Raw genomic sequence first — 12,286 nt, 5'->3', positions numbered from 1 at the left:
AATTAACCTCGACGCCAAGTATGATACTTCTCAAGCAACTGTAGCGCTTTTGTAGGGGCATGATTGCGTTTCCATTCGCCAGCTGCATACTTATTGCCTTCCGCCCATGTTGGATAGATATGAATGGTGCCCAGTATTTTATTCAGCCCTAGATTGTGTTTCATGGCTAGTACAAACTCAGCCATCAGGTCACCGGCATGTTCAGCGACGATAGTCACACCCAATATCTTATCTTTGCCCTTTGGGGTAATCACCTTGATAAAGCCATGATTGGCGCTTTCGGTTACCGCCCGATCTAAGTCTTTAAAGTTATAACGTGTGACTTCAAAGTCGATACCTTTATCAATTGCTTCTTGCTCATTTAAGCCCACTCGTGCTACTTCTGGGTCAATAAACGTCGTCCATGGAATCACCCGATAATCTACTTTGAATTTTTTAAGATGACCAAATAAGCCATTGACCGCAGCGTACCATGCTTGATGGGAAGCGACATGGGTGAATTGATAGGGACCTACGATATCACCTGCCGCATAGATATTGGGGTAAAGGGTCTCAAGATACTCATCTGTACTGATGGTGCGCTCAGTATCGATGCCCAAGGTGTCAAGCCCGTAACCTTCTAGGCGCGCACTACGACCGACTGCACAAATCAACTCGTCATACTCAATGGCAGTTTCTTGTTGATCATCAGTGCTGCCTTTTGGTGCAACGATAATATGTTTTTTGCCATCACGAGTTTCACAGCGAATTGCTTGCTGTGAGGTTAAGATAGTAACGCCACTCTCAGTCAGTGATTCTTGCGCAAATACAGAAACCTCGACATCCTCTTTTTTCATCAATCGCGTGCCTCTTTCGATTTGGGTCACAGCAGAACCTAAACGAGCAAAGGCTTGTGCCAGCTCACAGCCAATGGGTCCGCCGCCAAGTACGACCAGCTTGCTCGGCGCTTTATCAAGTTTTGCAAATTTATCCCAAAGAGTGTCGCTGGTCACAAAACCTGTCTCCTCTAAACCCGGTAGGTCTGGGACAAAGGGGCGTGCGCCCGTCGCGATAACGATAGAGCACGCGGTTAATGTCTGAGTGCCGCCATCATTGAGGGCAATCTCAACCGTCCATGGATCAATGAGTTTTGCATAGCCTTTTAATACCTCGACACCCAAATCTGTATAACGCTCAACACTGTCATTGGGAGCGATCTCAGCAATGACTTTATGAATGCGAGCCATGATGTTCTTGAATGCAAAATCCGGTTGGCTATTATTGAGTCCATAACGTTCGCCATGGCGTATCTGCTCAACCACTTTTGCGCTTTTTATCAGCGCTTTACTGGGGACGCAGCCATAGTTTAAGCAGTCGCCGCCCATTTCACCTGCCTCAATCAATGTGACTTTTGCTTTGACGGTCGCAGCAATATAGCTGGTAACAAGCCCGCCAGCACCAGCACCAATCACAATCATATTCCGGTCGAATTTTTTTGGTTTATTATAGTTCTTATAGACACGGCGTTTTTTTAGTGTCGTTAATATGCCTTTCGCTATTAGCGGAAATAATCCTAATAATGCAAATGAAGCCAGTAGATTAAAAGACAAAATGCCAGATAACTGCTCAATTTGTGCCAACTGCGTACCAGCATTCACAAATACAAAGGTGCCGGCAAGCATACCGATTTGGCTGATCCAATAAAAGGTCCTTGCTTTGATAGCAGTCAAACCCATCAATAGGTTGATAAGGAAAAAGGGGAATATCGGCACCAAACGTAGCGTAAATAAGTAAAATCCGCCTTCTTTTTTTACCCCTGCATCAATAGAGGCAAGACGATCAGGAAAACGCTGTTTAATGGTATCGCGTAACAAATAACGCGAAGTCAAAAAGGCGAGGGTGGCACCGATACTGGAGGCAAATGAGGCGACCAATACACCTTGTACTAAACCAAATAAAGCACCGGCTGCCAAAGTTAAAATAGCGGCGCCGGGTAAAGATAATGCCGTGGCTAAGATGTAGACCAAAAAAAAGCCGCCGATGACTAACCATGGCGACTGTGTTTTATATTGCTCAAACTGATCCATCGAGCCTTTTAAGCCCTCAAGTGTTAATAATTCATTGAGGTCAAAATAAAAAAAGCCAATGACGCCAATCAAGACCGCGAATATCAAAACTATTTTTTTAATCATGGATTATCCAGATAAATAATATAAAACATCATGTAATAAAGAATCACTTAGCAAAGAATAACGCTGTATTCCTACTATAAGCTAGTTTTTCATATAGTTATGTTATAAATGACAGTTCAAAATTTAGTCATAGATATACGTAAAATATGACATTTATCCATTGTAATCGTTATTGAGCGATTGTTCAAATATAATATTGTGGATGGCTTGAGACAAATTTTAAAGTGATATAGAAGAAGGTAGTGATAGTTGTCCTCTGCTTATATCAGTATTATAAAAAACCGCCAAATACACTCATTATTTGGCGGTTCTAAAATACAATAGCTAATGTCCTAATTACGAAGAGAGTTATAAAGAGATATGCTGAGCTTCACCTTTTTCAAGAGCAAGTTTAGCGGCAGCAGAGGCTACTGCTAAATCCTGTAAACCAACACCCGTACCATCAAACAAGGTAATTTCATCATCTGAGCTGCGACCTGGGTGATCTCCATTAATAACATCACCAAGTGTGGTAATATCACTCTCTTTGATAGCACCAGATTTAATCGCATGCTGGGCTTCACCAAGACTGATTGATTGTGCGACTTCATCGGTAAATACGGTGGCAGACGCTAAAAGGTCAGCATCAACTTCTTGCTTACCAACGGTATCGGTACCCATACAGGCGATATGTGTGCCCGGTTTGATCCACGCTTTCATCAATAATGGCTCAAACGCTGAAGTAATGGTAATAATCACATCCGCCTCGCTACATAACTGCTCACGCTCAACTGCTTCAAATGGTATGCCTAATTCCTCAGCGACAGCTTGTAAGTTCTTGAGACGATCTTTATTTTTATTCCAAGCGACTACTTTTTCGAAATTGCGTTGCTCAAGAGCGGCACGCAGCTGAAAAGTAGACTGATGACCGGCGCCGACCATACCAAGTACTTTGCTGTCTTTACGTGCTAGATGGGAGATTGATACGGCAGATGCGGCGGCGGTACGTACGGCAGTTAAATAGTTGCCGCCGACCAGTGCACGCAATTTACCATTATCTGGATTGAATAAGAAAATCGTGGATTGATGATTGGTCAAGCCTTTAGCCGCATTACCTGGCCAGTAGCCACCTGATTTTAGACCTAGTGATTTTCCTGCACGGTCAAAACCTGATTTAAAGCCGTATAACGCATCAGCATAGCCAATGGCTTCGCGGATAACAGGGAAGTTATAGGCGTCCCCTCGTGACATTGACGCGAAAACATTTTCAACGGCGATAAATGCAGAAGGGCGATCAATCACCGATTTGCAAGCGTCTTCTGATACGATCAATAAACCTTCGTCACTATTAACACTATTTGCTTCACTCATTATAAATTCCTTTTTATGCTTTTTAATTTGTAATTCTTGAATACTTTAAATAAATAAGGGCTGCTGTAGGCTAAAGCTACAACAGCCCATCTAAACTAAACGGATAGAATCATACTAATTTAGCTTATAGTTCCTAATCTAGTTCTTAGTACATTTTACCGCGTGCAGATACTGGCCATACGGTTTCAACTTTACCGTTACGCACACCAATATAGAAATCATGAACGTTACAAGTAGGATCACAATGACCAGGTACCAGTTTTAGTTTTTCATTGATTTCCAGTACGCCGTTTGGATCGCTGACTACGCCATGCTCGTCTGAACATTTAACATATTCAACATCGTCACGACCATAGATGAACGGTAGGCCACTATCAACTGACTGAGCTTTTAGACCAGCATCAACGATGGCTTTGTCGGTTTTGGCATGGCTCATCACAGACGTTAGGATGAATAAGGCGTTTTCCCACTCGCCAGCATCGATGCGGTTGCCGTCTTCATCTAGAATACGACCGTAATCGGCATCCATAAACGCGTAAGAGCCACACTGTAATTCGTTGAAAACACCTGAATTACTTTCGAAGTAATAACTACCTGTACCGCCACCCGACACGAATTCTGGTTTTAGCCCGATTTCAGTTAATGCATCGATTGCTTCTTGTACTTGATCGATAGCGATTTGTGTTTTCGCTTTGCGATCGCTAAAGCTGTCCATGTGTTGCATCGCACCTTGATAAGCTTGGATACCAGTGAATTTTAGATTTTCAGCGGCATCAATTGCTTTGGCAATCTCAACAACCGCTTCAGTGGTCGTTACACCACAACGTCCAGCGCCGCAGTCGATTTCGATATAGCAGTTCAGCTCGGTGTCTGCTTTGGTCGCAGCAGCTGATAGCTCAGCGACGTTATCGACATCATCGACACAAACGGTGATGGTTGCACCCAACTTAGGTAGATTCGCTAAACGCTCAATTTTAGCTGGATTACGGACTTGGTTTGATACCAATACGTCTTTAATGCCACCACGTACGAATACTTCTGCTTCAGAGACCTTTTGACAGCAAACACCAATAGCGCCGCCAAGCTCTTCTTGTAAATTTTGTACGTCAACTGATTTGTGCATTTTACCGTGGCTACGGTGACGCATATTATGCGCTTTAGCATAATCGCCCATTTTTTTGACGTTACGCTCAAGGGCGTCAAGATCCAAGATCAAACAAGGGGTTTGAATGTCAGCTTCGTCCATACCAACAGTGGCGGGTACGTTGTAACCTACTTCTAATTCGGCAGTCATTGTCATTTTAATTCTTCCATGTTATTAGTTAGTGTTATAAAAAGCCGTTTAAACTTGCGCATTACTGGCGCTTAGTTAACGCTCCATTTGTAATCAGTTATTGATACCTAATTACTGATATTTAGTTGCCGATCGTTAATTCCAAGGCAACTTGTCAAGATCAACGTTACCACCAGTGATGATGACACCAACCTTTTTACCGGCAAAAACGTCTTTGTTCTTCAAGATAACAGCAAGCGGCACGGCACAGCTTGGTTCAATGACGATCTTCATATGCGTCCAAGTCAGTTTCATCGCTTCAACGATTTCTTCTTCAGTCGCGGTCAAAATATCAGTCACATAATTGCTAACAAAATGCCAAGTCAAATCTTTAAGCGGTACTTTTAAGCCATCAGCAACCGTTTCAGGCGCATCATCAGCGATAATATGACCGGCTTTAAAGGAGCGCGCAGCGTCATCAGCGTTTAATGGCTCTGCTGCGTAGATTTTGACATCTGGTGCTAGGTTCGCCAACGTCAAACAAGTACCTGAAATCATACCGCCACCACCAATGGGTGCTACAACCATATCAGGTTTTTCACCAATCTCTTCCATTTGTTCTAAAAACTCACGTGAGCAAGTGGCTTGTCCAGCGATAACGCGTGGATCATTGTACGGATGGACAAAGTCGCCGCCTGTTTCTGCTTGAACTTTGGCAAAGACTTCTTCACGTGATGTGGTTGATGGCTGGCATTCGGTGATGATACCCCCATAGCCACGTACCGCGGCTTTTTTAGCTTCAGGCGCGCTATGCGGCATGACGACATTACAAGGTATACCACGCTGGCCTGCCGCATAAGATAAAGATAAGGCATGGTTACCTGAGCTGTGTGTACAGACGCCATTTTTGGCATCTTCGTCAGAGAGACCAAACACTGCATTTGAGGCGCCACGTACTTTAAATGCACCCGCTTTTTGAAAGTTCTCACATTTAAAGAACATCTCACAGCCAGCCAGCTCATTTAAAAAGCGAGAGGTCAGAACAGGAGTGCGATGGATATATGGTTTGATGCGCTCATGCGCTTCTAACATATCATCAAGGGTTGGAATCACTAATCCATTATCATTTGTTATCATAAAAAATAGTCCTTCATCTTTTGTTTAACTCTTGTTATTTAATAGCTTGTTATCTAATAAATTTTATTTAGTTGGTGCGCTGTTGCGATAATACTCTTGTGCAGCCGCAACGCCTTGTCCGAGTTTAATAGGGTAGCCTAAATCAACCATTGCCATCTCAATCGTTGCAAGCCCTGCTAGTACCATAACTTCAGTTAATGAACCTAGATGACCGATTCTAAATGCTTTACCATTCATCTCGCCCAAACCAATACCAAATGAGATACCATATTTATTAAAAGCATGATCGGTCAGCTTGTTACTGTCAAAGCCTTCAGGAACAAAGATGGCGCTGACGGTATTAGAATAAAGGTCAGGTGTTTTTGCACACAGTTTCATACCCCAAGCGCTAACCGCTTGTCGTACGCCTTCGGCTAGACGGTAATGACGTGCATAGACATTATCAAGACCTTCATCAAACAACATCTCAAGACTTTCTCTTAGGCCATAGATGAGATTTAATGGTGGCGTATAAGGGAAGCCGCCGTTGGCATTGGCATTTAACATATCACGAAAAGCAAAATAAGTACGTGGAAGCTTTGCCTCATCCATATGACTCAAAGCTTTTTGACTGACGCCCAATATTGCCATACCCGTTGCGAGCATAAAGCCTTTTTGTGAGCCGGCAACAGCAACGTCTACGCCCCAAGCATCCATCTCAAAAGGGACACAAGCAATTGAGCTAACACCATCTACGAATAATAAAGCAGGGTGGTCACTGCTATCCATAGCTTTGCGAACGGCGCCAATATCACTTAAAACACCTGTTGCTGTTTCGTTATGGGTGACCATGACGGCTTTGATTTCGTGTGCGGTGTCTTCGTTTAAAATTGCTTGGAATTTATCAGCAGGTGCGCCTGTTCCCCAATCGCATTCTACAACTTGCACATCAAGTCCGTGGCGCTGACACATATCGATCCAGCGATGCGAGAACATACCATAGCGTGCAATCAGAACTTTATCACCAGGTGACAAGGTATTGCTAATAGCAGCTTCCCAGCCACCTGTGCCGCTAGAGGTAAATAGAATGATTTCGCCATCTTGGGTGCCAAATACTTTTTTACAATCAGCAAGCACCGGTAAGAACGTGTCTGAGAAATCAGGCGCACGGTGATCTTGCGTCGGCACGTTCATTGCGCGACGTAATCTGTCAGGAATATTGGTAGGGCCAGGAATAAAAATTGGGTTTTGTAGCGACATGATTGACATCCTTGTAAGTGCATATAAAGGGGCACGATTGTTGTATAAGCAGGGGTTCATGCGAATTTAATGCAAGAGTCTTCCTGACTCATACAGTTTAGGTTTTGTGTTTTTAAGATTTAAAAAATTAACCATGTCAAAGAAAGGAGTTGCAGGTGATTGGTCACTTTACTACTTACTGCGTTCTTTTTATGGTGTTCTTGCGGTAACGATTTTTACGAAGGATAAAATAAGAGGTTTTGGTTGAAAAAGTGTAGATACTCATCAACTGGTTAAAATATAGCACTAATAGTAAGTTGTAACAAGGTGTTTTTAAATAACCTTTGTGCTAGACTTCTCAAGACTATTACAGTGACTGTTTTGCGTAAATAGCCGACATTAGTCCTATTTATTCTTTTATGCTTTGATCGAAATAATTCATGATTGCTATTTCAGTTGTATGATGTCTTCAAGAGCTGCTATAACTTCAGTATAATAGGGATTCTTGCCGACAACTTTGCCTTGATTGGTTATATCAATTGGATAACGTTTGTATCGCTATTCTTGATTACTAAGCCATCGCACTTAAGTTATCTGTTAGATAGCCTCTGCTTTACATTCTGTACTATATCTCTGCAATTTTTTGGTCATGGTAAGCGCCTCGTCCAGTGGTTAGTTTACTAAGTTTATCTTTACAGTTTCTTCGGCATCGCTCAATTTCTAACTTGCTAAAAACAACTTATTCAATTAAGAAAATATAATAAAAAACCCTTCATTATCAATGTTGAGGGTTTACAAAAGACATTGTATTTATTATAGATATCAATTCTTTAAGAATGTCAGCTTGAACGAATTTGAGCAAGCTAGAGCAAACCATAAATTTAAATAATTTCATTTGTTTAATGAATCGATAAAAATACTTAACCCATTAACCTTGTACCACCCCATACTTTCAATAAGAAGATTTTATCATGTTAAACCAACGTCCGTTATATATCCCCTTTGCAGGTCCTGCACTATTAGAAACCCCTTTATTGAATAAGGGCAGTGCTTTTTCATCAGAGGAGCGCGATAGCTTTAATTTAACCGGTTTGCTACCTCATAATATTGAGACGATTGAAGAGCAGTCATCACGTGCTTATCTTCAACTACGCTCATTTACCAGTGATATGGATAAGCATATTTATTTGCGTAATATACAAGACACTAATGAGACATTATTTCACCATTTGATTGAGCAGCATATTGAAGAAGTCATGCCGCTTATCTATACCCCTACGGTTGGGCAAGCGTGTGAAAAATTCTCTCAAATTTATCGCCGTAAACGTGGTTTATTTATCTCTTATCCTGAACGTCATAAAATCGATGACATGTTGCAAAACGCCACCAAACAAAACGTAAAAGTTATCGTGGTCACTGATGGTGAACGTATCTTGGGCTTAGGTGACCAAGGTATTGGCGGTATGGGAATTCCAATTGGTAAATTGGCTTTATACACCGCTTGTGGTGGTATTAGCCCAGCTTACTGCTTACCTATTTTGTTAGATGTCGGTACCAATAATCAGCAGTTGCTTGACGATCCTATGTATATGGGCTGGAGAAATCCACGCATCTCTGGCGATGAGTATAATGAATTTGTAGACTTATTTATTCAGGCTGTTAAGCGTCGTTGGCCCGAGGTGTTATTGCAATTTGAAGATTTTGCACAGGAAAATGCGACCCCATTATTGAATAAATATCGTGATCAGCTATGTTGCTTTAACGATGATATCCAAGGAACTGCTGCTGTTTCAGTCGGTACATTGATTGCAGCATGTTTAAATAAAAGCCAGAAACTTAGTCAACAAAATATTGCTTTCTTGGGTGCAGGATCTGCAGGTTGCGGTATCGCTGAGCACATTATTCGTCAGATGCAGCGTGAAGGGTTAACAGAAGAGCAGGCTCGCAGACAGGTATTTATGGTTGACCGTTATGGTCTGCTAACCGATAGCATGACAGAGCTACAAAAATTCCAAACACCGTTAGTGCAAAAAGAATCAGACATTGAACATTGGGATAAGAGTCAAAAACTTGGGTTAGCACAAGTGGTTAAACAAGCAAGAATAACTGTCTTGTTTGGCGTAAGCGGACAAAAAGGTCTCTTTACGCAAGAGGTCGTCGAAGCTTTATGTGCTAATACTGAACATCCTATTGTATTGCCGCTATCAAATCCAACGTCTCGTGTTGAAGCAACACCGCAAGAAGTGACTAACTGGAGTCGTGGTAAGGCCATTGTTGCAACGGGCAGTCCTTTTCCCAATACCACTTTTGAAGGTCAGTCTTTTGAAGTCTCTCAGTGTAATAACAGCTATATATTCCCTGGTATTGGCCTAGGTGTATTAGCAGCACGTGCGACGGGTATCAGCGATAATATGCTGACGGCGGCAAGCCAAGCACTTGCAGATATCTCAGTAGAATATGAAAAAGCGCCAGGTGCCATATTGCCGCCCATTAAATTCATTAGAGAAATCAGTGAAAAAATAGCCTATGCAGTTGCCCTGCAAGCAATTGAAGATAAATTAGCATTACCAGTCACGGCAGAAAACTTAGAACGTCGATTAAAAGCTAACTTCTGGTTACCTAAATACCGCGACTATCGCCGTACTTCTTTCTAACGGTTAGAAAATCCGACTAAAAAGCTGAATGCTACGATTAAAAGTAGCATTCGGCTTTTTTAATGATAACAATGCTAATCCACTAGCCGTTGACGTTTTGCTGGTGAAATTTTTCCGTATAATGAATTCAGTATTAAAGCGAGACGGTAGGACTGGGATGAATTTTACGCAGCCTCTGTCGGCGTAGGCACCGCATGCTAAAAAAATTTATACCAGTACTGCGTTGGAACATAACGTATCTGTTTTATTTGGAATTGACTATATCATGGATTGTGAGGTTTTTATGGTCATGATAAATCCTTAATGTGTAAGCCAATCGATATGATCACTGTCTGATAACCCGCTTATCATTCAGTAGTTCACAGAACACCTATTTATGCCATAGCATATGGCATTATAGGCACGGTCTTACGCTATGCTTATCATGCCTTTATCAAGGATAAAAGCAACGATGTCATCAACGCCTTCACCCGTTTTCATGTTGCTAAAGACCACAGGCTTATCGCCGCGCATTTTTTTGGCATCACGTGCCATCACCTCAAGTGACGCGCCTACGAGAGGGGCAAGATCGGTTTTATTGATGATGAGTAAGTCTGATTTCATGATACCAGGGCCGCCTTTACGAGGGATTTTGTCGCCTGCCGAGACATCAATGACATATAGCGTCAAGTCGGATAATTCAGGGCTAAAAGTTGCTGCCAAATTATCACCACCAGACTCGATGATAATAAGCTCAAGACCTGCAAACTGCTGCTGTAATTCGGCGATGGCAGATAGGTTAATCGAGGCATCTTCACGGATGGCAGTATGCGGGCAGCCACCCGTTTCGACACCGCGAATGCGCTCGGCTGGCATGGCCTCATTGCGGGTTAAAAATTCAGAATCTTCTTTGGTATAAATATCATTGGTTACCACTGCCATATTGACATCATCACGTAGGCGTTGACACAATCTCAGCGTTAATGCCGTTTTTCCTGAGCCTACAGGGCCACCAATACCTAAGCGTAATGGCGATAATGTCGTGTCTGAATGTTTGTTTTCGACTTTAGGAGTTAGTGCCATAAATAAAGTTCCTTAATAAGTGTTAGGGTTTTCAGCCATTAAGAGCGAAATAAGCGGCTATATTGCCTTTCATGCTGGCAAGACAGGAGCGCTAAATTTGGTAAGTTAGCTGATATTTGTAGCTGTTGATAAAGTAGATTTAGCTTTGATATCGCTATGTCAGAGCTATCTGCCATTAACGGCAGCCTTTGAGCGTACAAAAAGCTTTGCTCGACGCGAGCAGCCAGTGGCTGTACTTGTTGGCTTAGTAGCTGTTGCAGCTGCCAAATGATTCGCTGTCCTGCCATTTGTCCAAGTGGTACGGTCTTGACCGCAGCCAGCACCATGTTTTCGATTTGACCAAAAGCGTAAGTGGTCATGGCTTGTACAGGGTTAAATTGCCAGTGCGAGCTAATATGGGCATACAGTGGCAAAAACCCATGGGCGAGTAAGCGATCAGGCACATTGAGCTCAAGGACATTATCAAGCCATGCGGATAAAGACAGAGCCAATTGACTTGACTCATAGACGAACTCTTTGGTTTCGCGGCTAGCGTGGTAATCTGCACCTAAAGCATCAGCAAGTGCGACGTCCTCAATCATAAGTGCCTCTATCATCAGCGCTAGTAGCGGTAGCTCATAACGACATAATGCCAGCTCCAGATAATCACTCATAAAGTCCATACTACTGCTTTCATCATAAATAAGCCCTGACTCAATAGCAGGTTCTATACCTTGCGAGTAGGTATAACTACCAATAGGTAAGTTGCTTGACGCCAGCATGAGCAAACGTCCGGTCACATCTGCATGATTCAGATCATTTATACCTTGTGCGGTACTGGCAGGATGCTGGGAGTGCGTGGCATGATTAGTCATGAGAGTTGCCGTGGGTGTGTGAATGGTCATGGCCGTGATCGTGATGACTATGATTGTGATTATGATTATGACCATGAGAGTGAGAATGTCCGCCTTGATTGCCTTTATAAGCACCCGTTTCTGGCTCAAACGGCGCTTGTACGGCTTGGATATGTAGGCCAAGTTGATGTAACATCGCTTCTAAAACATGGTCAGGCTCAAAGTAGAGGGCAGTAGGGGTCAGCATTAAAGGCACATGGCGGTTGCCTAAATGGTAAGCGCCTTTCATAAGGTCAAAGTTATTATCTGCAGTCACTTCTATCAAGGCTTGCTTGGCGGCCATAATCTGTATCAAATTGCCTTGATGGTCTGCTAGCACACTGCCATTCTTAATGGTTTCCGTACGTGGCAAATCAATACCAATGGATTCTTGATGCTGTGTTTCTGCTTTAAAACGGCTACGCTGACGAGTGTCGAAATCTAAATATAAAAAGTTTTCTGCCTGTTTTTGCCTATCAATAATCGCTTGTTGTTCAGGGTTGAGGGTTGATAGATCAAGGCGTTGCGTATAAATGTTCATAATTATGT

Annotated in this window: 9 protein-coding genes; 1 reads left to right on the top strand and 8 read right to left on the bottom strand. The window is 42.6% G+C overall.

Going from position 1 to position 12,286, the window contains the following annotated elements:
• Positions 1 to 2 precede the first annotated feature (2 nt).
• From OEG80_RS07870 to bhcA, 5 genes are all read right to left on the bottom strand, one after another.
• Positions 3 to 2,171: an FAD-dependent oxidoreductase gene (locus OEG80_RS07870; protein ID WP_263240222.1), complete on the bottom strand. Its 2,169-nt coding sequence runs from the start codon at positions 2,169 to 2,171 to the stop codon at positions 3 to 5.
• Positions 2,172 to 2,519: 348 nt separating this feature from the next.
• Complete coding sequence (gene bhcD / locus OEG80_RS07865; RefSeq protein ID WP_263240220.1) at positions 2,520 to 3,521, bottom strand: iminosuccinate reductase BhcD; 1,002 nt, start codon at positions 3,519 to 3,521, stop codon at positions 2,520 to 2,522.
• Positions 3,522 to 3,666: 145 nt separating this feature from the next.
• Positions 3,667 to 4,821, bottom strand: coding sequence for a 3-hydroxy-D-aspartate aldolase BhcC (gene bhcC, locus OEG80_RS07860; protein ID WP_263240219.1), 1,155 nt, complete (start codon positions 4,819 to 4,821; stop codon positions 3,667 to 3,669).
• 129 nt (positions 4,822 to 4,950) lie between these two features.
• Complete coding sequence (bhcB, locus tag OEG80_RS07855; protein WP_020443202.1) at positions 4,951 to 5,931, bottom strand: beta-hydroxyaspartate dehydratase BhcB; 981 nt, start codon at positions 5,929 to 5,931, stop codon at positions 4,951 to 4,953.
• A 63-nt stretch (positions 5,932 to 5,994) separates the two neighbouring features.
• On the bottom strand, positions 5,995 to 7,170 hold the full coding sequence (gene bhcA, locus OEG80_RS07850; protein WP_263240217.1) for an L-aspartate--glyoxylate aminotransferase BhcA: 1,176 nt from the start codon (positions 7,168 to 7,170) through the stop codon (positions 5,995 to 5,997).
• A 950-nt stretch (positions 7,171 to 8,120) separates the two neighbouring features.
• Between bhcA and OEG80_RS07845 the strand changes: the two genes are divergently transcribed.
• Complete coding sequence (locus tag OEG80_RS07845) at positions 8,121 to 9,803, top strand: NAD-dependent malic enzyme (protein WP_133104094.1); 1,683 nt, start codon at positions 8,121 to 8,123, stop codon at positions 9,801 to 9,803.
• A gap of 408 nt (positions 9,804 to 10,211) precedes the next feature.
• On the opposite strand, the gene ureG is transcribed toward OEG80_RS07845, so the two are convergent.
• The 3 genes from ureG to ureE are packed head-to-tail and all read right to left on the bottom strand — an operon-like array spanning position 10,212 to position 12,278.
• The gene (gene ureG, locus OEG80_RS07840; protein WP_263240216.1) at positions 10,212 to 10,865 is read right to left on the bottom strand and encodes an urease accessory protein UreG; all 654 of its coding nucleotides are present in this window, start codon (positions 10,863 to 10,865) and stop codon (positions 10,212 to 10,214) included.
• Between the two features lie 38 nt (positions 10,866 to 10,903).
• Positions 10,904 to 11,719, bottom strand: a complete 816-nt coding sequence (locus tag OEG80_RS07835; RefSeq protein ID WP_263240214.1) for an urease accessory protein UreF — start codon at positions 11,717 to 11,719, stop codon at positions 10,904 to 10,906.
• Complete coding sequence (ureE, locus tag OEG80_RS07830) at positions 11,712 to 12,278, bottom strand: urease accessory protein UreE (protein ID WP_263240212.1); 567 nt, start codon at positions 12,276 to 12,278, stop codon at positions 11,712 to 11,714. The genes OEG80_RS07835 and ureE overlap by 8 nt, the downstream gene beginning before the upstream one ends.
• Positions 12,279 to 12,286: the final 8 nt, after the last annotated feature.

The sequence above is a fragment of the Psychrobacter sp. SC65A.3 genome, from assembly GCF_025642195.1.
Lineage (GTDB): Bacteria > Pseudomonadota > Gammaproteobacteria > Pseudomonadales > Moraxellaceae > Psychrobacter > Psychrobacter cryohalolentis.
The sequence above is the reverse complement of the archived record's forward strand: the minus strand, read 5'-3'. Positions and strand labels throughout refer to the sequence as shown.